This window comes from Micromonospora sp. NPDC047670, from assembly GCF_043204915.1.
Taxonomy (GTDB): domain Bacteria; phylum Actinomycetota; class Actinomycetes; order Mycobacteriales; family Micromonosporaceae; genus Micromonospora.
The window spans coordinates 1-22,238 of the sequence record NZ_JBIDDA010000012.1 but is presented as its reverse complement, the minus strand read 5'-3'; the positions used below and the strand labels follow the sequence as shown (position 1 = coordinate 22,238).

Annotated in this window: 19 protein-coding genes; 7 read left to right on the top strand and 12 right to left on the bottom strand. The window is 73.4% G+C overall.

Annotation, left to right across the window (positions count from 1 at the left end; translation table 11 throughout):
• Positions 1-71 precede the first annotated feature (71 nt).
• From ACGF7U_RS24500 to ACGF7U_RS24485, 4 genes are all read right to left on the bottom strand, one after another.
• Positions 72-1,760, bottom strand: coding sequence for a methylmalonyl-CoA mutase (locus tag ACGF7U_RS24500; RefSeq protein WP_393110332.1), 1,689 nt, complete (start codon positions 1,758-1,760; stop codon positions 72-74).
• 107 nt (positions 1,761-1,867) lie between these two features.
• On the bottom strand, positions 1,868-2,281 hold the full coding sequence (locus tag ACGF7U_RS24495) for an Asp23/Gls24 family envelope stress response protein (protein WP_393110592.1): 414 nt from the start codon (positions 2,279-2,281) through the stop codon (positions 1,868-1,870).
• Positions 2,282-2,367: 86 nt separating this feature from the next.
• Positions 2,368-3,303 carry a methylmalonyl Co-A mutase-associated GTPase MeaB gene (meaB, locus tag ACGF7U_RS24490; protein WP_393110590.1) on the bottom strand — a complete coding sequence of 312 codons (936 nt, stop codon included), beginning with the start codon at positions 3,301-3,303 and terminating at the stop codon, positions 2,368-2,370.
• A gap of 177 nt (positions 3,304-3,480) precedes the next feature.
• Positions 3,481-4,680 carry an acetyl-CoA C-acetyltransferase gene (locus tag ACGF7U_RS24485; protein ID WP_393110330.1) on the bottom strand — a complete coding sequence of 400 codons (1,200 nt, stop codon included), beginning with the start codon at positions 4,678-4,680 and terminating at the stop codon, positions 3,481-3,483.
• Positions 4,681-4,743: 63 nt separating this feature from the next.
• Between ACGF7U_RS24485 and mce the strand changes: the two genes are divergently transcribed.
• The 5 genes from mce (at position 4,744) to ACGF7U_RS24460 (ending at position 12,224) form a co-directional block, all read left to right on the top strand.
• Positions 4,744-5,214 (top strand): methylmalonyl-CoA epimerase, encoded by a 471-nt coding sequence (gene mce, locus ACGF7U_RS24480; protein WP_393110328.1) that lies wholly within the window; start codon positions 4,744-4,746, stop codon positions 5,212-5,214.
• Positions 5,215-5,499: 285 nt separating this feature from the next.
• Entirely contained in the window at positions 5,500-6,855 is a 1,356-nt protein-coding gene (gene ccrA, locus ACGF7U_RS24475; protein ID WP_393110588.1) for a crotonyl-CoA carboxylase/reductase, read from the top strand.
• A 294-nt stretch (positions 6,856-7,149) separates the two neighbouring features.
• A complete protein-coding gene (locus ACGF7U_RS24470) occupies positions 7,150-8,421 on the top strand; it encodes a cell division protein DivIVA (protein ID WP_393110326.1) in 1,272 nt (423 codons plus the stop codon).
• A 174-nt stretch (positions 8,422-8,595) separates the two neighbouring features.
• Complete coding sequence (locus ACGF7U_RS24465) at positions 8,596-10,824, top strand: hypothetical protein (RefSeq protein ID WP_393110324.1); 2,229 nt, start codon at positions 8,596-8,598, stop codon at positions 10,822-10,824.
• Between the two features lie 203 nt (positions 10,825-11,027).
• Positions 11,028-12,224 carry an AI-2E family transporter gene (locus tag ACGF7U_RS24460; RefSeq protein WP_393110322.1) on the top strand — a complete coding sequence of 399 codons (1,197 nt, stop codon included), beginning with the start codon at positions 11,028-11,030 and terminating at the stop codon, positions 12,222-12,224.
• 24 nt (positions 12,225-12,248) lie between these two features.
• Here the strand turns inward: ACGF7U_RS24460 and ACGF7U_RS24455 are convergent, their stop codons facing one another.
• The 7 genes from ACGF7U_RS24455 to ACGF7U_RS24425 all read right to left on the bottom strand — a co-directional run bounded on the left by ACGF7U_RS24455 (position 12,249) and on the right by ACGF7U_RS24425 (position 18,878).
• Complete coding sequence (locus ACGF7U_RS24455) at positions 12,249-13,058, bottom strand: alpha/beta hydrolase (RefSeq protein ID WP_393110320.1); 810 nt, start codon at positions 13,056-13,058, stop codon at positions 12,249-12,251.
• Between the two features lie 66 nt (positions 13,059-13,124).
• Positions 13,125-13,451, bottom strand: a complete 327-nt coding sequence (locus ACGF7U_RS24450; RefSeq protein ID WP_393110318.1) for a hypothetical protein — start codon at positions 13,449-13,451, stop codon at positions 13,125-13,127.
• Between the two features lie 57 nt (positions 13,452-13,508).
• Complete coding sequence (locus tag ACGF7U_RS24445) at positions 13,509-14,588, bottom strand: hypothetical protein (RefSeq protein WP_393110316.1); 1,080 nt, start codon at positions 14,586-14,588, stop codon at positions 13,509-13,511.
• Positions 14,585-15,079 (bottom strand): SigE family RNA polymerase sigma factor, encoded by a 495-nt coding sequence (locus tag ACGF7U_RS24440; protein ID WP_393110314.1) that lies wholly within the window; start codon positions 15,077-15,079, stop codon positions 14,585-14,587. The genes ACGF7U_RS24445 and ACGF7U_RS24440 overlap by 4 nt, the downstream gene beginning before the upstream one ends.
• Positions 15,080-15,120: 41 nt before the next feature.
• On the bottom strand, positions 15,121-16,911 hold the full coding sequence (locus tag ACGF7U_RS24435; protein WP_393110312.1) for a 3-hydroxyacyl-CoA dehydrogenase family protein: 1,791 nt from the start codon (positions 16,909-16,911) through the stop codon (positions 15,121-15,123).
• Positions 16,912-17,093: 182 nt separating this feature from the next.
• Complete coding sequence (locus tag ACGF7U_RS24430; protein WP_393110310.1) at positions 17,094-18,161, bottom strand: alpha/beta fold hydrolase; 1,068 nt, start codon at positions 18,159-18,161, stop codon at positions 17,094-17,096.
• 72 nt (positions 18,162-18,233) lie between these two features.
• Positions 18,234-18,878, bottom strand: coding sequence for an FHA domain-containing protein (locus ACGF7U_RS24425; RefSeq protein WP_393110308.1), 645 nt, complete (start codon positions 18,876-18,878; stop codon positions 18,234-18,236).
• Positions 18,879-19,198: 320 nt separating this feature from the next.
• On the opposite strand from ACGF7U_RS24425, the gene ACGF7U_RS24420 reads away from it, so the two are divergent.
• Positions 19,199-20,695 (top strand): aldehyde dehydrogenase family protein, encoded by a 1,497-nt coding sequence (locus ACGF7U_RS24420; protein WP_393110306.1) that lies wholly within the window; start codon positions 19,199-19,201, stop codon positions 20,693-20,695.
• A 33-nt stretch (positions 20,696-20,728) separates the two neighbouring features.
• Here ACGF7U_RS24420 and nucS read toward each other — a convergent pair whose 3' ends face one another.
• Positions 20,729-21,388, bottom strand: coding sequence for an endonuclease NucS (gene nucS, locus ACGF7U_RS24415; protein WP_076472317.1), 660 nt, complete (start codon positions 21,386-21,388; stop codon positions 20,729-20,731).
• A gap of 71 nt (positions 21,389-21,459) precedes the next feature.
• On the opposite strand from nucS, the gene ACGF7U_RS24410 reads away from it, so the two are divergent.
• On the top strand, positions 21,460-22,077 hold the full coding sequence (locus tag ACGF7U_RS24410) for a DUF4126 domain-containing protein (protein ID WP_393110304.1): 618 nt from the start codon (positions 21,460-21,462) through the stop codon (positions 22,075-22,077).
• Positions 22,078-22,238 lie beyond the last annotated feature (161 nt).

Sequence of the window (22,238 nt, the reverse complement as noted above, 5' to 3'; positions counted from 1 at the left end):
CGGCGTACGCGGCTTTCGCCGGGCAGGAAGCGCAAGATCGCGGGAGCGGGGGGCGGCGGTGAGGGGTGGGGTCAGAAGCGGGCGGGCTCGCGGTAGATGCCCCACTCGGCGCGCAGGGCGTCGCAGATCTCGCCGAGGGTGGCCTCCGCGCGGACGGCGTCGAGCATGGCCGGGATCATGTTCCCGTCGGTCCGGCCGACGGCGACCATCCGCTCGATCGCGGCATTGACGGCCGCCTCGTCCCGGTTGGCCTTCCGCTCGGCCAGCACGCGGCGCTGCTCCAGCTCCACCTCGTGCGAGATGCGCAGGATCTCCAGGTCCTTGGCGACCGTGCCGGTGTGGCAGTTGACCCCGACAATCTTCTTCTCGCCCTTCTCCAGCGCCTGCTGGTAGACGAAGGCGGACTCCGCGATGTGGCCGGTGAACCAGCCGTCCTCGATGCCGCGCAGGATGCCGGAGGTCATCGGACCGATCTGGTGCGGACCCTCCCCGCCGAGCTGCCGGATCCGGGCGAAGATCGCCTCCGCCTCGGCCTCGATCTTGTCGGTGAGCGCCTCCACGTACCACGACCCGCCGAGCGGGTCGGCCACGTTGGTCACCCCGGTCTCCTCCATCAGCACCTGCTGGGTACGCAGGGCGATCTCGGCGGACTCGTCGGTGGGCAGGGCCAGGGTCTCGTCCAGGGCGTTGGTGTGCAGCGAGTTGGTCCCGCCGAGCACCGCGGCGAGCGCCTCCACGGCGGTACGCACCACGTTGTTGACCGGCTGCTGGGCGGTCAGCGACACCCCGGCCGTCTGCGTGTGGAACCGCAGCCAGAGCGCCTTCTCGCTGGTCGCCCCGTAGACCTCGCGCAGCCAGCGGGCCCAGATCCGCCGGGCGGCCCGAAACTTGGCGATCTCCTCGAAGAAGTCGACGTGCGAGTCGAAGAAGAAGCTCAGGCCGGGGGCGAAGACGTTGACGTCCAGCCCGCGCGAGAGCCCCAGCTCGACGTAGCCGAACCCGTCGGCCAGGGTGTACGCCAGCTCCTGCGCGGCCGTCGCGCCGGCCTCGCGGATGTGGTAGCCGGAGACCGAGAGGGGCTTGTAGCGCGGGATCTCCCGGGCGCAGTACTCCATCAGGTCGCCGATCAGGCGCAGGTGCGGCTCGGGGTCGAAGAGCCACTCCTTCTGCGCGATGTACTCCTTGAAGATGTCGGTCTGCAGCGTGCCGTCCAGCCGGGACAGGTCGGCGCCCTGCCGCTCGGCGGCCACCAGGTACATGCAGAACACGGGCACGGCCGGCCCGGAGATGGTCATCGAGGTGGTCACGCCGGCCAGGTCGATGCCGTCGAAGAGCGTCTCCATGTCGGCGGCGCTGTCCACGGCGACGCCGCAGTGGCCCACCTCGCCGAGCGACTGCGGGTCGTCGGAGTCCCGGCCCATGAGCGTGGGCATGTCGAAGGCGACCGAGAGGCCGCCGCCGCCCGCGCCCAGGATCATCTTGTAGCGCTCGTTGGTCTGCCGGGCGTTGCCGAAGCCGGCGAACTGCCGGATGGTCCAGGTCCGCCCGCGGTAGCCGGTCGGGTAGAGGCCCCGGGTGTACGGGTACTCGCCCGGCCAGCCGATCCGCTCGAAGCCCGGGTAGGCGACACCCTCGGGCGGCCCGTAGACCGGGTCGACGGGCATCCCGGAGAGCGTGGTGAAGTCGGCGTCCCGCTTGCGCGCGGCGTCGTAGCGGGCCTGCCAGCGTGCCCGTCCGGCTGCGATCTCGTCGGCGTTCATCCGCAGGGCTCCTCCTCGAGTCCTCGACTGCACGTCGAGTGTAGAGCCCAGCCTGAACGATCGCTAAGGAAACTCGTACCGGCCGGTAACCCGAGCTGCCGCCACGGTCAGGCGGTCGGCGCGGCGGGCTCGCCCATGGCCACGTCGTCGACCCGGATGTTGATCTCGTCGACCCGCAGCCCGTACGCCTCGACCGCCTCGGTCACCTTCGCCCGGACGGCGTCGGTCACCTGCGGCACCGGCCGGCCCGCCTCGATCACGATGACCAGGTTGACCACCGCCGCGCCGTTCGTGACGTGGGCCGAGCAGCCCCGCCGGGCGTCGCCGACCTGGTCGAGCCCGACCTTGTCGAGCACCGCGTTGAAGAACCGGGCCACGTCCCCGCCCAACTCGGCCACCCCGGGCACGGACCGGGTGGCGGCCACGACGATCTTCTCCACCACCTCGTCGGAGACGTGCGTGCTTCCGCCCGCCACCGCGTCCGGCGTCACCGACAGCTCCCGCGTCGCCTCGTCGCCCATGGTCTCCCCCACTCGGCCGCACACCGCCCCACGGGACCGTGGAGCGGTGCGAGCGTACTAGTTCGGCGGGGCGCGGCGTGGCCGCCTCAGGAGCCGAGCTGGGCGAGCAGTTCATCGGCCGCCGCGTACGGGTCGAGGGCGCCCTCGGCCACCTTCGCGGCGAGTGCCGGCAACTCCGTGCCGTCGCGCAGCGAGCCGATCCGGTCGCGGAGCACGCCCAGCGCGATCGCCTCGATCTCGGCGGCGGCCCGCGCCTCCTGGCGGCGGCGCAGCTCGCCGTGCTCGACCAGCCAGCCCCGGTGCTTGTCGATGGCGGCGGCGATGTCGTCGATCCCCTCGCCCCGCGCGGCGATCGCGCGCACCACCTGCGGCCGCCACTGCCCCGGCCCGCGCTCCCCCAGGGCGATCATGCCCTGGATGTCGCGCACCGTGGCGTCGGCGCCGTCCCGGTCGGCCTTGTTGACCACGAAGACGTCGGCGATCTCCAGGATGCCGGCCTTGACCGCCTGGATCGCGTCACCCATGCCCGGGGCGAGCAGCACCAGCGTGGTGTCGGCCAGCGAGGCGACCTCCACCTCCGCCTGGCCGACGCCGACAGTCTCCACCAGCACCACGTCGCAGCCGGCGCCCTCCAGCACCCGCACCGCCTGCGGCGTGGCCGCCGACAGTCCGCCGAGGTGGCCCCGGCTGGACATCGAGCGGATGTAGACGCCCGGGTCGGTGGCGTGGTCCTGCATCCGGACCCGGTCGCCGAGGATCGCCCCACCGGTGAACGGGCTGGACGGGTCGATGGCCAGCACGCCGACCCGGTGTCCCCGGGCGCGCAGCGCCCGGACCAGCTCGTTCGTGGTGGTGGACTTGCCCACGCCGGGCGAGCCGGTCAGGCCGACCACCTGGGCCTGCCCGGCGTACGGCGCGAGCGCCGCCGCGATCCGCGGCAGCGTCTCGTCGCCCGACTCGACCAGGGTGATCAGCCGGGCCACCGCGCGGGGGTCCCCCGCGCGGGCCCGCTCCACCAGCATCGGCACGTCCCGGCTGCGGCGCACCGGGGGTGCGCCCGCCGCCGGGCCATTGTCGACGATCTCGCTCACTGTGCTGCCTCTGTTCGCGACCGCGGGGCTCGCAAGACCGGCTCGCTCCTCCCGCTCACCGTGCTGTCTTCGTGTCGTCAGGGACCGGAACCAGTCAGCGCGCCGCGCTCACTGACGGCCCTCGTTGCTGCCCGGGACGTGGATGATCAGGGCGTCGCCCTGGCCACCGCCGCCGCAGAGCGCCGCCGCGCCGGTGCCGCCGCCGCGGCGCTTGAGCTCCAGCGCGAGGGTGAGCACCAGCCGGGCGCCGGACATGCCGATCGGGTGGCCCAGCGCGATCGCGCCGCCGTTGACGTTGACCTTGTCCGGGCTGACCCCGAGGTCACGGGTGGACTGGATGCCGACCTGGGCGAACGCCTCGTTGATCTCGATCAGGTCCAGGTCCTCGACGCTCAGCCCGCCCTTCTTGAGCGCGTGCTGGATGGCGTTGGACGGCTGCGAATGCAGGGAGTTGTCCGGCCCCGCCACGTTGCCGTGCGCGCCGATCTCGGCCAGCCAGGTCAGGCCCAGCTCCTTGGCCTTGGCCTTGCTCATCACGACCACCGCGGCGGCGCCGTCGGAGATCGGCGAGGAGCTGCCGGCGGTGATGGTGCCGTCCTTGGTGAACGCCGGGCGCAGCTTCGCCAGCGACTCGGCGGTGGTGTCCGGGCGGATCCCCTCGTCCTCGCTGATCACCAGCGGGTCGCCCTTGCGCTGCGGGATGACCACCGGGGTGATCTCGTCGGCGAAGTGGCCGTTCTTCTGCGCGGCGGCGGCCCGCTGGTGGCTGGCCGCGGCGAACGCGTCCTGCTCCTCGCGGCTGATGCCGTGCTTCGCGCCGAGCCGCTCGGTCGACTCGCCCATCGAGCAGCAGTCCCAGGCGTCGGTGAGCCCGTCCAGCGCCATGTGGTCCTTGACCACCACGTCGCCGTACTTGTAGCCGCCGCGCTGACCGAGCAGCAGGTGCGGGGCGTTGGTCATCGACTCCATGCCGCCGGCGACCACGATGTCGAACTCGCCGGCCCGGATGAGCTGGTCGGCCAGGGCGATCGCGTCCAGGCCGGAGAGGCAGACCTTGTTGATGGTCAGGGCCGGCACGGACATCGGGATGCCCGCCTCGACCGCCGCCTGGCGGGCCGGGATCTGCCCGGCGCCGGCCTGGAGCACCTGACCCATGATCACGTACTGGACCTGCTCGGGGGCGACGCCGGCGCGCTCCAGCGCCGCCCTGATCGCCACGCCGCCGAGCTTGGTCGCGGAGAGGTCCTTGAGGTTGCCCAGCAGGCGCCCCATGGGGGTCCGCGCGCCGCTGACGATCACCGAAGCCATTACCTGCCTCCGAGGGGGGTGCCGACCTGTACGCCTTAACGATTGTTCGGTCAGACTAGCGCCATGGCTGAGAACTCCCCCGTCGAGACCGCTGCCGACTTTGTCACAGACATCGGCCTGCGCCGCATCGACCACGTCGGGGTCGCGGTGCCCGACCTGGACGCCGCGATCGACTTCTACCAGCGCACCTTCGGGATGCGCTGCGTGCACACCGAGGTCAACACGGAGCAGGGCGTCCGCGAGGCGATGCTGGCGGTCGGCCCGACCACCGAGGGCGGCTGCGTGCAGCTGCTGGCCCCGCTGACGCCCGAGTCGACCATCGCGAAGTTCCTCGACCGCAAGGGGCCGGGCGTGCAGCAGGTCGCGTACGAGGTGGCCGACATCGACGCCGCCTGCGCGACGCTGCGCGAGCGGGGGGTGAAGCTGCTCTACGACACCCCGAAGCGCGGCACGTCGAACTCGCGGGTCAACTTCGTCCACCCCAAGGACGCCGGCGGCGTGCTGGTCGAGCTGGTCGAGCCCGCCGCGCACTGACGCCACGACAGGCCCCCACCACGCTGGTGGGGGCCGGTGCGCGACCGGGCTCCGAGCGCGACACTGCGCGGTACGACGGCCGCCCGGACACCTCCACGCATCGGCCAATGCAGTTTTTCACAGAGGACTTCCCGCCCTAGCTACCGTTCAGTAACGTCCCGCCCCACAGGAGCGCGACCGGTCGCCGGATGTGTCGGATGCCGACATGGCGGGTCGGTCGCACTCGCGCCGACGATGGCAGCACCCAGGCCCGCGTGCGCGGGTGCGGACGAACGGGAGGTCGACGTGCAGGACATCCTCGAAGCGATCATGGCGGCGGAGGGATCCGACCAACCGGAGCGGGAGCTCGCCGGCATCGCCGGCCTGCCGGTGCCGGAGTCGTACCGCGGCGTGGTGGTGCGGGCGGAGGAAACCCGGATGTTCGACGGGATGGCCACCCGGGACAAGGACCCGCGCAAGGCGTTGCACGTGCAGGAGGTGCCGACGCCCGAGCTCGGGCCGGGCGAGGCCCTGGTCGCGGTGATGGCCAGCGCGATCAACTACAACACGGTCTGGACCAGCATCTTCGAGCCGCTGCCGACCTTCAAGTTCCTCCAGCGCTACGGCCGGCTGTCCGAGCTGACCCGCCGGCACGACCTGCCGTACCACGTGGTGGGCTCGGACGCCGCCGGCGTGGTGCTGCGCACCGGCCCCGGGGTGACCCGGTGGAAGGCGGGCGACGAGGTGGTCGCGCACTGCCTGTCGGTGGAGCTGGAGGACGCGGCCGGGCACGACGACACCATGCTCGACCCGCAGCAGCGGATCTGGGGCTTCGAGACCAACTTCGGCGGCCTCGCCGAGCTGTGCGTGGTCAAGGCCAACCAGCTGATGCCCAAGCCGCGCCACCTGAGCTGGGAGGAGGCGGCCAGCCCCGGCCTGGTCAACTCCACCGCGTACCGGCAGCTCGTGTCGCACCACGGGGCGAACATGAAGCAGGGCGACGTGGTGCTGATCTGGGGCGCCTCCGGCGGCCTGGGCGGCTACGCCACCCAGATGGCCCTCAACGGCGGCGCGATCCCGGTTTGCGTGGTCTCCTCGCCCGAGAAGGCGGAGCTGTGCCGGAAGATGGGCGCCGAGCTGGTCATCGACCGCACCGCCGAGGGCTTCCGCTTCTGGAAGGACGAGCAGACCCAGGACCAGGACGAGTGGCGCCGCTTCGGCGAGCGCATCCGGGAGCTGACCGGCGGCGAGGACCCGGACATCGTCTTCGAGCACCCCGGCCGGGAGACCTTCGGCGCCAGCGTCTACGTGGCCAAGAAGGGCGGCACCATCGTCACCTGCGCCTCCACCAGCGGATTCCTGCACCAGTACGACAACCGCTACCTGTGGATGCACCTGAAGCGGATCGTCGGCAGCCACTTCGCCAACTACCGCGAGGCGTGGGAGGCCAACCGGCTGGTGGCGCTGGGCAAGATCCACCCCACCGTGTCGAGGACCTATGCGCTGGAGCAGACCGGCCAGGCCGCGTACGAGGTGCACCGCAACGCCCACCAGGGCAAGGTCGGCGTGCGCTGCCTCGCCCCCGCCGACGGGCTGGGCGTGCGCGACCGCGAGCTGCGCTCCCGACACGAGGACGCGATCAACCGGTTCCGCGGCCACTGACCCGACGGGGCGACCCGCCCGTCGGCCATTGCGGCGAACGGCGGATCGCCTTTTCACCACCGATGCGGCGGCGCTCATTCGAGTGACCCGGACCATGGCGCGACAAAGGGCCGCGGGGACGATCCCGCGGCCCTTTCCGTAGTCACTCTCCGTGCCGTCCGACCCGCCCGGGACCTGCCAAGATCGCCGATTGGTCCGGGCTTCCGGCACGCCGGCAGTTGACCATGTAAAGAGGACACGAAAGCTCGGGACCGCTCTTGCGAAGCACCCTGGGGAGTCTGCGAGTATGTCCCAATGCCCCAGCAGTCCTCCCCTCTTGCGTTCTTCGATAACGCGAACTCACAGCCCGATTTCACCGTCGGCCTGCGCGGCTACAACACCCACCAGGTCGATGACTTCATCGGCCGGATGACGGCCGCGCTGACCCAGTCCGAGCAGGCCCGCGCCGAGGCCGAGCAGCGCATGAACGACGCCCAGCGCCGGCTCCGTCAGGCCGAACAGCGCATGGGCGCGCTGGAGCAGAAGCTCGCCGACACCAACAAGCAGCTCGAGGAGAACAGCCGGCCCACCCTCTCCGGCCTCGGCACCCGCGTCGAGCAGATCCTCCGGCTGGCCGAGGAGCAGGCCAACGACCACCGCAACGAGGCCAAGCGCGAGTCGGAGGGCATCCTCTCCGCCGCGCGCCTCGAGGCCCGCGAGATCACCGACAAGGCGCGGGCCGAGGCGGCGGCGATGAAGGCCAGCGCCGAGCGGGAGGCGGGCAGCGTCCGCACCGCCGCCGAGCGGGAGGCCGCCGAGGTCCGCGTCCAGGCCCGGCGCGAGGCCGACACGCTGCGCGCCGACGCCGAGCGGGAGACGAAGCAGCTGCGCACGGTCACGGCGCACGAGGTCGCCGAGCTGAAGTCCACCGTCGAGCGCGAGGTCGCCACCCTCCGGGCGACCGCCGAGCGGGAGATCACCCAGCAGCGGGCGAAGGCCGCCCGGGAGGCCGAGGAGAAGCGCGCCGAGGCGACCAAGCTGCTCACGGACGCGCGGGACAAGCGCGACAAGGACCTCCAGGCCCTGGAGCTCCAGCTCGCCGAGCGCCGGGAGAAGGCCGAGCGCGAGGAGTCGGAGCGGCACGCGGCCCAGGTCGCGCAGACCCAGAAGCTGGTCAGCGAGGCCGAGCAGCGGGCCCACGCCGCCCAGGAGCGGGCCAAGGAGATCGAGCAGCGCGCCGAGGCCCGCCGGGTCGAGTCGGAGCGCACCGCCAACGAGACGGTCGACAAGGCCAAGGCGCTGGCCGACAAGACGCTGAGCGAGGCGAAGGCCGAGGCGAAGCGGCTGCTCACCGAGGCGCGCACGGAGGCCGAGCTGACCACCCAGGCGGCGCGTCGCGAGGTCGAGGACCTCACCCGGCAGAAGGACGCCGTCACCTCGCAGCTCGGCCAGATGCTCTCCGGCCTCGCCGGGATCGTGCCGGGCGTGCCGGCGGCGCCGCCGGCCGCGCCCGCCGCGCCCGCCAAGCCGGAGGCGAAGAAGGCCGACGGCGCGGACGAGCGGGTGGCCGCCGAGACGTCCAACTGACCGACCCGACCGGGGCATGACCGACGGCGCGGGGTGACACCGGGTTACCGGTGTGCCCCGCGCCGTATGCGTTTCCCGGTCAGGGAATTGCCCGGGCGTGACGGCAGTGAAGTAGGTCCCATCCACGGCGTCCGTATCGCCCCAGCAGGCCCGGATGCGTGTGAGGATGGGAGCATGTCGCACGGCGAGGAACTGTTCGCTCTCGGCGGGGACGTGACCACGGAGCCCAGCTTCGAGTCCGCTCTGCGGGGGTACGAGAAACGACAGGTCGACCGGTACGTCGCTCGTGCGGAGCACGAGATCGCGGCCCTCGCGGCCGAACGGGAACAGGCCTACACACAAATCCACAAGCTGGCCGGCCAGGTCGAGGTGCTCCAGCGCGACCTCGCCCAGGCACGCAAGTCGTCCGGCGCCCTGGAGAACGTCTCCTTCCGGCACCTCGGCCCGCGGGTGGAGCAGATCCTCACCCTCGCCGAGGAGCAGGCCGACGCGATCCTGGCCGCCGCCAACGAGGAGATCGAGGCGCGCCGGGCCGCCGCCGAGCACATCGTCGAGGAGGCCCGCGAGCAGGCCGCCACCGCGCTCAAGGACTTCGAGATCGCACTGGCCGCCCGCCGGGCCGAGGAGGAGCGGCACAGCGCGGCCCGCAGGGCCGAGGCCGACGCCGCGGTCAAGACCGCCAAGGAGGAGGCCGCGCGGCTGCGCAAGGCCGCCCAGGAGGCCCTGGCGAAGGCCCAGCAGGAGGCCACCCAGCTGCGGGACGCGGCCAAGGAGATCCACCACCGGGCCCAGCAGGAGGCGACCAGGCTCCGGGAGGCCGCCAAGGAGGCTCACGCCACGGCGCAGCAGGAGGCCACCCAGCTGCGCGAGGCGGCCAAGGAGGTGCACGCCAAGGCCCAGCAGGAGGCCAAGCGCCTGATCGACCAGGCCACCGAGGCGGGCCGGGCGACCCACGCCAAGGCGCAGCGGGACGCGAAGCAGATCATCGACGACGCCGCCGAGGCCGGCCGGGCCACCCGGAACAAGGCCCGCCAGGAGGCGGAGCGGCTCACCACCCAGGCCACCGAGGCGGCCAAGCGCAACCGCGCCGAGACCGAGGCGTACGTGCAGCGGATGCGCACGGAGACCGAGGCGTACGTGCAGCAGGCCCGGGCGCAGACGCAGCAGGAGCTGGGCGCCTGGCGGGCCGGGGTGGAGCAGGAGGTCAACAGCCGCCGCGAGGCCGCGGAGCGCGAGCTGGCCCAGCGCCGGTCCGCCGCCGAACAGGAGTTCACCAAGCGCCGCGACGAGCTGGAGAAGCAGTACAAGACCCGCCTCGCCGAGCTGGAGACGCAGCACAAGAACCGGCACGACGAGCTGGAGTCCGGCTTCGAGGCGCGCCGCGCCACGCTGGAGTCGGAGTACACCAGCCGCAAGCAGGAGATCGAGCAGGGCGCCGCCGCCGTCCGCCAGGCCGCCGAGCGCGACGCGCTGATGATGCGCCGGCAGGCCGAGGAGGAGGCCGCGGCGCTGCTCAGCCGGGCCGAGTCGGAGGCGGCCGAAAAACGGCGCAGGGCCGACGAGCACGTGGCGACCTCCCGACGCCAGTTCGAGGAGTACGCGGCCACCACGCAACAGCACCTCGCCACCACCCAGCAGCACCTCGCCGCCACGCAGCAGGAGGCCGCCGCCGGCCGCCAGCAGCTCGCCCAGGTGATGTTGGAGATCGCCCAGGCCCAGCAGCAGCTCGCCGACCTGCGGCAGGAGACCTGGAAGTCGCGGCAGGAGTCCGACGAACTCCAGCGGCAGGTGGCCGAGCTCCGGCTGGGGCTGCTCGGTGCGGCCGACCGGCCGGGCGGGACCGACGGCGCCGCCGCGGCGGTGGCCGGCGGCGGGCCGACTCCGACCGCGTCCGGCGCGGCCACGGCGAACGGGGCGAAGGCGTCGACCGCCGGGGCGGTCGGCCCCTCCGTGTCCCGCAGCGACGGGACGACCGCCGGGGCGGGCGCGGCGAGGAAGGAAACCTCGCCGGCCGGAGCGGGCACGGCTAAGGAAACCGCGCCGGCCGGGGCGGGCGCGGCGCCGGCGGGTGGCGCGAAGAGGGAGACCGTCCCCGCCGCGGACGGCAAGCCCGCCAAGGTGGAGCCGGCGGCGGCCGGGCAGCCCGCCAAGGGCCGGATCGAGCCGGCCGACGCAGGGCAGCCGGACGACGCCAGGGTCGCGACGGTGACCACCGTCGACGGCGGCACCGCCAGCGCCGGCGTGGACGGGGAGCCGACCGTGGCGGCGGTGCCGGGCGAGGGCGGCCGGGACGCCACCCCGACGAAGATCACCAGCACCGGCGAGAACGGCAAGCGGCCGGCGAAGCCGACCACCGACGAGCGCAGCGCCAAGCCGAGCAAGGTCGTCGTCGAGAAGGACTGACCGCGCCGGCCACCGGGCGGGAGGCGACTCCTGCCCGGTGGCCGGCCTGCCGCCGGTCGCCCGGCCGACGCCACCCACCCTCGACGGACGGGGTCGGTCGGCGCCCGAACGGCCACTACGCTCCTGATCGGAGCCTCCGGACACGGGTCCCGGGTCCGGGCGCTCCAGCGGGTGCCGGCGGGAGTCGACCAGGGAGGTCCGGGATGGCACAGGACGGACCGACGGGGCCGGGCGCCGACCGGGAGCCCGGCCCCAACCCGGACCCGGCCGCCGGGCCGGGGCGGGAACCGGCCGGGGTGGTGCCCGAGGCCGAGGCGGCGGCGGGCGGCGCCGCGCAGCCGGTCGTCGGCTCGGGTCGGTTCGGCACGCCGGGGCGACCGCTGCGGCGCAGCAGCTTCCTGGTCGGCTTCACCGGGGCGGTCGGGGTGCTGCTCGCGTACGCCCTCTTCCTGGGCCTGCGCAACGCGGCCGGAATCCTGATCCTGGTGGTCATCGCGCTCTTCCTCGCCGTGGGCCTGCACCCCGCCGTGGTCCGCCTGCGCTCCTGGGGGCTGCCGCACGGCGCGGCCGTGGCGGCGGTCGCGCTGACCGTCGTGCTGCTGCTCTGCGGGGGCCTGTTCGCCCTGGTGCCGCCGATCGTCACGCAGACCGGGCAGTTTATCGACCAGCTACCGAGCTATCTGGAGGAGTTGCGCCGCAACCGGACGGTCAACGACCTGGTGGAGCGGTACGACCTGATGGAGCGGGTGCAGGACGCGGCGAACGCGGAGCGGGTCGGCCAGGCCCTCGGCGGGGTGCTCGGCGGGGCCCAGCTGGTCTTCGGCACGGTGTTCCGGGGGCTGACCGTGCTGGTGCTGACGATCTACTTCCTGGTCTACTTCGACCGGCTCCGCGACCTGGGCTACTCACTCGTGCCCCGGTCCCGCCGCGACCGGGTGCGGCTGATCGGCGACGAGATCCTGGCGAAGGTCGGCGCGTACATGGTGGGCGCGATCAGCATCGCCGTGCTGGCCGGCGCGACCACGTTCGTCTTCGCGCTGGTCGTCGGCCTGCCGTACCCGTTCGCGCTGGCCGTGGTGGTCGCGGTGACCGACCTGATCCCCCAGATCGGCGCCACCCTGGGCGCGGTGATCGTCAGCCTGGTCGCCTTCGCCACCGACCTGCGGATCGGCATCGCCTGCGCGGTGTTCTTCCTGGTCTACCAGCAGGTGGAGAACTACCTGATCTATCCCAAGATCATGCGCCGGTCGGTGGCGGTCAACGAGGTGGCGGCCCTGGTCGCGGCGCTGCTCGGCGCGTCCCTGCTGGGCGTCGTGGGCGCGCTGATCGCGATTCCGGCGGTGGCCGCGTTCCAGCTCATCCTGCGGGAGGTGATCCTGCCCCGGCAGGAGTCCCGCTGATCCCGCCGGCGTCGACCGTCCCGGTCAGCCGGCCCCACCGGCGGGCGGGCCGGGCACCGGACGGTCGGCGAAGGAGGCCACGGTGCGGTCGGCGTACGCGCTGACGTCCCCCGTCTCCACCGGGCCGTCCCAGGTCGTGGGCAGCGGCACGGCGGCGGCCGGATTGACCCGGCGGACCACCTCGTCCAGCACGGTCTCGGCGTCGCCGACCCAGAGGTGCTTCGCGCCGGGCACCCCGACCACCTCGGCCTGCGGCACCGCCGCGAAGCGCTCCCGCGCCTCGTCGGGGCGCAGGTAGTCGTCGAACTCGGGCACCAGGGCGGTCAGCGGCTTGCCGGACGCGGCCCAGTGGTCGAGGTCCGCCGGGGCGGAGAAGCGCAACGGCGGGGAGAGCAGGATCGCCCCGGTGATCGCCGGGTCGCAGCCGTACTTCAGGGTCAGGTCGGTGCCGAACGACCAGCCGAGCAGCCAGATGTCCGGCAGCTCGTGGAACTCGGCGTACTCGATCGCGGCGGCGACGTCGAAGCGCTCGCCGACCGCGTTGTCGAAGGCGCCCTCGCTGGTGCCGCGCAGGCTGGTGGTCCCCCGGGTGTTGAAGCGGAGCACCGCCAGGTCGGCCAGGGCCGGCAGCCGCCACGCCGCCTTGCGGAAGACGTGGCTGTCCATCATCCCGCCGTGCGTCGGCAGCGGGTGCAGGCAGACGAGGGTGGCCACCGGCTCGCGGTCCAGCGGCCGGGCCAGCTCGCCGACCAGCCGCAGGCCGTCCGCGGTGTGCAGCTCGATGTCCTCGCGGCGCCCGGGCAGGATGGTGGACGCGCGGATCGGTGTGCTCACCCCTCCAGTCTCACCCGTGCCGTCGGCAAACGCCGGGCGGGGCGGAAACAGGGTGATCCAGATCGCTCAGCCGTAGCGGGGGGCGCCCCGGCCGCGCTGGACGGCCGGCCCGCGCCGGTCCCGGGCCCGCCAGCACCCGCTGTGCCAGTGCCGCCGGTCGGTCAGGTCGCCCCGGCCGTCCGCCGGCCACGCCACCAGGTGCGCCACCCCGGGCCGGATTTCCTGGTCACAGCCGGGACAGCGGTACGTCTTGGTGGACGCGCCACCGCCGATCCCGCGCACCTGCCACTCGCCGTCGCGCCACTGCTGCACCGAGGCGACGCCCTGGCGGACCCGGTCGGAGTCGAGGTGCGCCGTCTCATCGCGGCGGGGTCGGTTGCGACGGGGGCTCACGCTTGCCAAGCGTACGGGCCGCCGGCCGGACCGGCCCGGGTCGGGCGGCGACGCCCGTCACTCCCAGGTGTCGGGGTCGGTCAGGTCCGTCGCGATCCGCGCCCCGGCCAGCACGGTCGCCGCGTCGGCCTCCGTGAGAGCCGGGTAGCCCGCGGGCGGGGCCGTCCCGGGCAACGGCGAGCCGAACTCGGCGGTCACGTGCGCCTTGGGGATGCCGAGCAGTTCCAGCGTCCTGCCGTCCCGGTGCAGGTGCGCCGGTCGCCCACCCACCGTGCGGTTGCTCTCGAGGGTGCTCCCGGCGATCTGTGCCCCGTACACCAGCCGCACCCACATGACCGCCGACGACTCCCGTTGGAGGGTGAGGTCGACCCGGAGTCCGGTCGGAAAGGCGGTGGCGTCGACGGAGCAGTCGCTCACCGTCGCGCCCGCTGGCAGGGCGTCCAGGCGCAGCGGCACCGCGCACCGTCGTGGCTCGTCCCAGCGGACGGCGTTCACAGCCCTGGCGAGTGCCATCCGGTCGCCACCGAGCGTGCTCGCCCGGGCGTACAGGCCGGGCACGGGCTGCCAGGCCGTGACTAGCCCACCGGCCGTGCCGCCGAACTGCCGGACGGAGCCGTCGAAGGTCAGCCCGGTCACGGACTGCTGGAGGGGTACGCCGTCGAGCAGGAGTTGGTCGACGGCGTCGGCGGAAGGGCTCACCTCGACCGTGACCGGCCGCCCGCCCCCGACGCTGAACTGGATCGACTCGACCCGGTTCGCGGGGTGGACGGCCCAGCGCAGGTAGCGGGCCCGGCCGGGGTCCACGCCCAGGTGGAGCACGTTCGGGTCGGCGCCCACCAGGTCGGGCCGCCGGGCGGCGCCCTGTACCCCGTCGACCCGGGGCGGCACCGGGGCGGCGACGCCGGACGTGGCGGCGGTCCACGGCAGCCGGTCGGTCAGCCCGCCGACGTCGGTGCCGGTCACCCCGACGAGGCCGAGCACCCCGACCAGGGCCAGCGCCGTGCCGGTGGCGGTACGGCGACGCAGCTGGCGGCGACGGCCCCGGGCCCGCGAGGCCAGCAGCAGCCGGTGCGTGTCGGTCTCCCCCTCGGCGCGCTCCCGCAGCACCGAGGCGATCCGCTCGTCCAGGTCGGTCACGGCCGGCTCCCGTTGGTCGTCGGGAGGCCGCAGCGCTCCCGCAGGTGGGTGAGCGCCCGCATCGCATGGGTGCGGACGGTGACCTGCGAGCAGCCGAGGATCTGGGCGATCGTGGCGTCGTCCAGGTCCTCGTAGTAGCGCAACACCAACACGGCACGCTGACGGTCGGGCAGCACCTGGATCAGCCGCCACATCTCGTCGCGGTCGGCCGCCTCGCCACCGAGGTCGCCGCGGTGGGCCCGCTCGGCGAAGGTGTCCACGGCCAGCTCCCGGCTGGATCGGCGACGCCACCAGGAGGCGTTGGCGTTCACCAGCATCCGGCGCACGTACACGTCGGGCCGGTCCGCTCGGGCGATCCTGCGCCAGTGCACGTACGCCCGGGCCAGCACGTCCTGCGTGAGGTCCTCGGCACGGTGCGCGTCCCCGGTCAGCAGCCGGGCCAGCCGGATCAGGGCCGGCCCGCGGCTGGTGACGTACTCCTCGAAGGTCACACCCTCAGGACGCCGTCACCGGGGCCCGCTGTTGACCGGGGTCAGCGCCGGGTGTGGTCGCGGAACCCGCGGCCGCTCTTGCGGCCCAGGTAGCCGGCCGTGACGAGGTGCTCCAGCAGCGGCGCGGGCGCGAAGCCGGGCTCCCGCAGCTCCAGGTAGAGCTCCCGCTGGATGGCCAGCGAGACGTCCAGCCCGACCACGTCGAGCAGCTCGAACGGGCCCATCGGGTAGCCGCAGCCCAGCTTCATCGCGTGGTCGATGTCGTCGGCGGTGGAGTAGCTCGCCTCCAGCATCTTCACCGCGTCGTTGAGGTACGGGAAGAGCAGCGCGTTGACGATGAAACCGGACCGGTCGCCGCAGACCACGCCCGTCTTGCCCAGCGCGGCGCAGACCGCGCGGGCGGTGGCGGTGGTCTCGGCCGAGGTGCGGATGGTCTGCACGATCTCGACCAGCGGCATGATCGGGGCCGGGTTGAAGAAGTGCAGCCCGACCACGTCGGCGGGCCGCTGGGTGGCCATCGCGACGTCGATCACCGGCAGCGACGAGGTGGTGGTGGCGAGCACGACGCCCGGCTTGCAGATCTCGTCGAGGCTGGCGAAGAGGGCCTTCTTGACGCTCAGCTCCTCGACCACGGCCTCGACCACGAGGTCGACGTCCGCGAGGTGCTCCAGGGTGGCCGACCAGTTGATCCGGCCGAGCGCGGCGTCCCGGTCGGCCTCGCTGAGCTTGCCGCGCACGACGCCCTTGTTGAGCGAGGTCTTGACCGCCTCGAAGACCTTGGCGGACTTCTCCGCGCCCCGGGTCACCGAGACGACCTCGTAGCCGGCCTTGGCGAAGACCTCGATGATGCCGGTGGCCATCGTCCCGGAGCCGACCACGCCGACCTTGGCGATGGCCCGGGCGCCGTCAGCGAGCGCCGACTCCGTCGCCGCCGGCGTCTGCTCGTCGGGTACGACGACCGGGGAGCCCGGCCGCTCGTAGGTGTAGAAGCCCCGGCCGGACTTGCGGCCGAGCAGCCCCGCGGTGACCATCTGCTTGATCAGCGGCACCGGGGCGTGCCGGCGGTCGCGCCCGCCGCGCCGGTACATGGTGTCCAGGATCTCGTACGCGGTGTCCAGGCCGATCAGGTCCATCAGCGCCAGCGGGCCCATCGGCAGGCCGCAGCCGAGCTTCATGGCCGCGTCGATGTCCTCGCGGGTCGCGTAGTGCGACTCGAACATGCCGACGGCGTGGTTGAGGTAGCCGAAGAGCAGCGCGTTGGCGATGAAGCCGGCCCGGTCGCTGATGGTGACATCGACCTTGCCCAGCCGTGCGCAGAGCGCCTCGACGTCGGCGACCACGTCGGCGGAGGTGACCACCGTCCGGACCACCTCGACCAGCTTCATGACCGGCGCCGGGTTGAAGAAGTGGATGCCGATCACCTGGTTGGGCCGGCTGGTCGCGACGGAGATCTCGGTGACGCTCAGCGACGAGGTGTTGGTGGCGAGGATCGCCTCGGGCTTGCAGACGCGGTCCAGCTCGGCGAAGATCCGCTGCTTCAGGTCCAGGTGCTCGGGCACCGCCTCGATGACGAGGTCCACCGAGTGCAGCGCGTCCAGGCCGACCTGCCAGTCGATCCGGGCCAGCAGCGCGTCCCGGTCGGCCTCGGCGAGCTTGCCCTTGGTCACGGCCCGGTCCGTCGACCCGGTCAGGGTGGCCCGGCCGCGCTCCAGTGCGGCCGCGGAGATCTCGACCGCGACCACGTCGACGCCGTTGCGCGCGAAGACCTCGACGATGCCGGCACCCATGGTGCCCAGACCCACAACGCCCACGCTGGTGAACTCGCGCGCCACGACCGGCCTCCCCAATGCTCCGCACGGCCGCATGAACGGCCACTAAGGTTATGCGCGCGAGTCTGCCACGTGACGTTCGGTTGTCGAGACGCCGTGGGATATTTCACGGGCCACCCGCCGGGCCGCCCGCTCGTCGGGCCACCCCGGTCGTCGGACCGGCCCTGTTGTCGGGTCGCCCGGCGTCAGGCCGCCCCCTCGGTCAGCCGCAGCAGCTCCGCGACGAACTCGGCCGGCCGCTCCAGGTGCGGGCTGTGCCCGCAGCCGGGCAGCAGCACCTCCCGGTACGCGCCGCCGGCAGCCGCGTAGCGCTCCAGCACCGCCCGGGTCTGCCCCACCATCGGCTGCGCCGGGCACTCCTGGGCCCCCGGCCAGCCGGGCACCACGCCCAGCGAGCCCAGGTGGGCCAGGTCGAACAGCGAGGTGTCCGAGACGATCACGTCGGCGTCCCCGTGGATCCAGGTGATCGGCGCCTTGCCGGCCACGGCCACGAGTTCGTCGGCGACCCGGAAGTACGCCGGGGAGAGCGCGTTGAGCACGCCGCGCCGACCCGGGGCGGTGCCGGGCCAGTTCGCCGAGTCCACCGCCGTGCCCGGGTAGTTGTCGTCGCCGGTCGCCGTGGTGAGAAGGGTGTCCAGCAGCAGTTCCTCGTCCTCGCCGAGCGAGGCCGGGTCCGCCACGTACGCCGCCCGCAGCACGTTGCGCGGGCTGGCCTGGCTGTCCGCGCCCCGGTCGCCGGCGGCCAGCCGCTTGACGAACTCCTGGTTGGCGGTGCCCGCGCCGGTGCCGGCGAAGTCGGCGGTGGTGGGCGTGCCGGCCAGGTCGCGGGTGCCCCCGTAGCCGTACGGCGAGACCGGCGCGGCGAGCAGCAGCGCGGCCACCCGGTCGGGGTGGTCGACCAGCAGCCGCATGGCCACTCCCCCGCCGAGCGAGTGCCCGACCACCACCGGCCGGGCGGCGGGCGGGAACAGGGACGGCTCGTCGAGCAGCGCGGCGACGTCGTCGGCGAAGTCGGCCAGCCCTCGGGTCGCGTCCACCGGGGCGGTGTCGGTGTACCCGTAGCCGCGCAGGTCGGGGGCGACCACCCGGAGGGTGTCCGGCAACCGCCGCACCAGCGGCTCCCAGAAGGCCGCCGACGAGCAGTTGCCGTGGATCAGCAGCACCGGCACGCCGTCCGGCGGCCCGGCCACCCGCACCGCCTGGGTGATTCCGTTCGCCGACACGAGCTGCTGTCCGGTCTCCATCCGCGGCATGCTGCCACGGCGGCCCGGCCGCGTCCATGGGTCCACCCGCCATGTTCCCTGGTCGCGAGGTGTGGCGGCGGGTCAGGACGGGATGGCCCCCACCGCGGCCACCGGCAGCGGCGGGTCGGCGGCCGGGAGCGCCGGCGCGGTCACCGACGGCGGCATCGGATCGCCACCCGCGAGGGCCGGGGCCGACAACGGCGCCACCGCGCCGGCACCCGCGACGGCCGGGACCGCGACGGCGTCGCCGCCCGGCAGGGCCGGGGCCGCTGCGAGGTCGCCGCCCGGCAGGGCCGGCACCGCGACTGCATCGCCGCCCGGCAGGGCCGGGGTCGCGATCGGCAGTGGCAGCGTCGGGCGGTGGTCGCGGCGCGGCCGGCCGAAGGTGAGCCCCACCGGATCGGTCCGCGCCACGCCCGGATCGAAGAGGCGCAGCTCGGTGCGCCCGACCCGGATGACGTCCCCGTCGGCCAACTGTTCGACGCCGCTGATCCGCCGGTCGTTGAGCCAGGTGCCGTTGGTCGAGCCCAGGTCCGCCAGGCAGGCGCCCTCGCCCGTCAGCCAGACCTCGGCGTGCCGGCGGCTCAGGTGCGCGTCGCGTACGACGATGTCGGCCGTCGGCGCGCGGCCGATCACCTGCCGCGCGGGGCCGACCCGGAAGCTCAGGCCCCGCATCGCCCCGCCGGCCACCGTCAACAACGGCATCAGTTCCGGATGTTCCTCCATGGACAGCCAGCCCTCCACCCCACACGGTCACCCCGCGCGTCAGCCTGCCACCACACCGTAGTCGCCATCGACCGCCGGGCGGTCACCTCCGCTCCCCCGGCCGGACACCTCCGGTTCACCGGACCGGCGGCCACCGGCCGACGGAGAACGCGACCCCGCCCGGCACGCCGGGGCGTCTACCGCTTCTCACGGAAGGGGCACCGCCGCGTTCGACGAGGCCGGGCGCGGGGCGCGGTCCCTCCGGTACGGGCGGGTCGGGCGGGCCCGACCGGCAGGTCGGTGGCCTACCGGCGAGTAATCTTCGGGTCTAGACTTCCGCCATGACGGCTGTACATCTGCCGGGCGCCCCGGTCATCGAGGACGGTCGGCTGGTCTCGACGAGCCCGGCGACCGGCGCCGAGGTCGGTCGCCTCCCGGTCGCGACCGTGGAGGACGTCGAACGGGCGGTGGACCTGGTCCGGCCGGCCGGAGAGTGGTGGGCCGGCCTCGGCTTCACCGGTCGCAAGGAGCGGCTGCTGCGGTGGCGCGCCCTGCTCGCCCGGCGCATCGAGGAACTCGCCGACCTGGTGCACGCCGAGGGGGGCAAGCCGGTCGCCGACGCCGTCGTCGAGATCGTCACCGCCGTCGAGCACGTCGACTGGGCGGCCCGCAACGCCCGCCGCGTGCTGGGGCCCCGCCGGGTCCGCTCGCGGCTCGTCCTGGCCGAGTTCTCCGCGCACCTCGAATACCAACCGCACGGCGTGGTCGGCGTGATCGGCCCGTGGAACTATCCGGTCTTCACCCCGATCGGCTCCGTCGCGTACGCGCTGGCGGCGGGGAACGCGGTCGTGTTCAAGCCGAGCGAGTACACCCCCGCCGTCGGGCAGTGGTTGGTCGACACGTTCGCCGAGGTGGTGCCGGAGCGGCCGGTGTTCACCGCGGTACACGGGCTCGGCGACGTCGGCGCGGCGCTCTGCCGTTCCGGGGTGGGCAAGATCGCCTTCACCGGCTCGTCCGCCACCGCCCGGAAGGTGATGGCGGCCTGCGCCGAGTCGTTGACGCCGGTGCTGCTGGAGGCCGGCGGCAAGGACGCGATGATCGTCGACGCCGACGCCGACCTGGACGCCGCCGCCGAGGCGTGCGTCTGGGGCGCGCTGACCAACGCGGGCCAGACCTGCATCGGCATCGAACGCGTCTACGCGGTCGAGCCGGTCTTCGACGCCTTCGTCGACAAGGTGGTGGAGCGGGCCGGCCGGTTGACCGTCGGCCCGGACGACGCCGACATCGGCCCGATCACCATGCCGAGCCAGCTCGACATCATCCGTCGGCACATCGACGACGCGCTGGCCCGGGGCGGCCGGGCGGTGCTCGGCGGCGCCGACGCGGTGCAGCCCCCGTACGTGCGACCGACCGTGCTGGTGGACGTCCCGGAGGACTCGCTCGCCGTACGCGAGGAGACCTTCGGCCCGACCCTGACCGTCAACCGGGTCCGCGACGCCGACGAGGCCGTCGCCCGGGCCAACGCCCTGTCGTACGGCCTGGGGGGTTCGGTCTTCGGCCGGCGGCGTGCGGTGGCGATCGCCCGGCGACTGCGCTCGGGGATGGCGTCGGTCAATTCGACGCTGACCTTCGCCGGGATGTCCACGCTGCCGTTCGGCGGCGTCGGCGACTCCGGCTTCGGCCGCATCCACGGCGAGGACGGGCTGCGCGAGTTCAGCCGCGCCAAGGCGATCACCCGGCGGCGGGCCCGGTCGCTGCTCGCCTCCACGACCTTCGAGCGGACGCCGGCCGACGTCGCCCGGCTCGTGCGGGCCATCAAGACGATGTACGGCAGGTGACTGTCGGATAACCGATCGACCGGGCGGACGGCGTCAGAAGAGAGTGAGCTCGTCCCGCTCGATGCCGCGCAGCTTGTCGTAGTCCACGACCACGCAGCGGATGCCCCGGTCGGTGGCGAGCACGCGGGCCTGCGGCTTGATCTCCTGCGCGGCGAAGACGCCGGCGACGGGCGCGAGCAGCGGGTCGCGGTTCATCAGCTCCAGGTACCGGGTGAGCTGCTCCACGCCGTCGATCTCGCCGCGCCGCTTCACCTCCACCGCCACCGCGCCCTGGTTGGCGTCCCGACAGAGCAGGTCGACAGGGCCGATGGCCGTCATGTACTCCCGCCGGACCAGCGTGAACCCCTCGCCGAGCGTCTCCGGGTTGGCCGCCAGCAGCTCCTGGAGGTGCGCCTCCACGCCGTCCTTGCGCAGGCCCGGATCGACGCCCAGCTCGTACGAGGTGTCCTGGAAGATCTCCTCCAGGGTGATCCGCAGCTCCTCGCCGGCCTTGTTGACGACCCGCCAGACGCCGGGGGCCTCCTCCAGCCGACAGGGCGGGCTCATCCAGTTCAGCGGCTTGTACGCCCGGTCGTCGGCGTGGATCGACACCGACCCGTCCGCCTTCACCATCAGCAACCGGGTGGCCGGCGGCAGGTGAGCCGACAGCCGTCCGACGTAGTCCACCGAGCACTTCGCAATCACCAACCGCACCCGACGAGGGTAGCCGAGACCCCGGCCCGCGCCAGCGAGCGGCACTGGCGTGCCGGTGCGATGCTGAGACGGTGCTCGAAGTTCTCACCGGTACCGGCCTCGCCGCCTCGGCGGGGTTGAACGCCTACATCCCCCTGCTCACCATGGGGCTGCTGGCCCGCTACACCGACCTGATCGACCTGCCCGCCGGTTGGCAGTGGCTCGGCAACGGCTGGGTGGTCGCCATCCTGGCGGTGCTGCTGGTGATCGAGGTGGTGGCCGACAAGGTGCCCGTGGTCGACCACGTCAACGATGTGGTGCAGACCGTCGTCCGGCCGACCGCCGGCGGCCTGGCCTTCGGCGCGGGAGCCTCGTCGGAGACGGTGACGGTGAGCGACCCGGGGAGCTTCTTCTCCTCCAACCAGTGGGTCCCGGTGGTGACCGGGGTGCTGATCGCCCTCGGCGTGCACCTGCTCAAGTCCGCCGCCCGGCCGGTCATCAACGCCACCACGGCCGGCGTCGGCGCCCCCGTGGCCAGCACCGCCGAAGACGCCACGAGCGTGGTCGTGTCGGTGGTGGCGATCCTCCTGCCGGTGCTGGTGCTGGCATTCCTTGCCGGGCTGGTCCTGTTCCTCTTCTGGGTCCTGCGCCGCCGGTCCGACCGCCGCCGGGAACGTGCGGCGGCGCGGGCCGCCGGCTTCCGGGTCTGACCGCCGTACGCCGGTCGACGCGCCGACGGCCGGCGCCCCGTGTCGGGGTGCCGGCCGTCGCGTGTGGATGTGCCGCTGGCCGGCACCCGTGACAGGTGCCGGCCGGCGGTCCCCCTTGCGTGGAATGTCTGTGTCAGTTGTTCCAGTGCTGGGCGACGAGG

Bases quoted from the DNA above. Each gene is read 5' to 3' on its own strand.
- ACGF7U_RS24500 (WP_393110332.1), bottom strand. From the start codon at position 1,760: ATGAACGCCGACGAGATCGCAGCCGGACGGGCACGCTGGCAGGCCCGC.
- ACGF7U_RS24495 (WP_393110592.1), bottom strand. From the start codon at position 2,281: ATGGGCGACGAGGCGACGCGGGAGCTGTCGGTGACGCCGGACGCGGTG.
- meaB (WP_393110590.1), bottom strand. From the start codon at position 3,303: ATGCTGGTGGAGCGGGCCCGCGCGGGGGACCCCCGCGCGGTGGCCCGG.
- ACGF7U_RS24485 (WP_393110330.1), bottom strand. From the start codon at position 4,680: ATGGCTTCGGTGATCGTCAGCGGCGCGCGGACCCCCATGGGGCGCCTG.
- mce (WP_393110328.1), top strand. From the start codon at position 4,744: ATGGCTGAGAACTCCCCCGTCGAGACCGCTGCCGACTTTGTCACAGAC.
- ACGF7U_RS24470 (WP_393110326.1), top strand. From the start codon at position 7,150: ATGCCCCAGCAGTCCTCCCCTCTTGCGTTCTTCGATAACGCGAACTCA.
- ACGF7U_RS24465 (WP_393110324.1), top strand. From the start codon at position 8,596: ATGTCGCACGGCGAGGAACTGTTCGCTCTCGGCGGGGACGTGACCACG.
- ACGF7U_RS24460 (WP_393110322.1), top strand. From the start codon at position 11,028: ATGGCACAGGACGGACCGACGGGGCCGGGCGCCGACCGGGAGCCCGGC.
- ACGF7U_RS24430 (WP_393110310.1), bottom strand. From the start codon at position 18,161: ATGCCGCGGATGGAGACCGGACAGCAGCTCGTGTCGGCGAACGGAATC.
- ACGF7U_RS24425 (WP_393110308.1), bottom strand. From the start codon at position 18,878: ATGGAGGAACATCCGGAACTGATGCCGTTGTTGACGGTGGCCGGCGGG.
- ACGF7U_RS24420 (WP_393110306.1), top strand. From the start codon at position 19,199: ATGACGGCTGTACATCTGCCGGGCGCCCCGGTCATCGAGGACGGTCGG.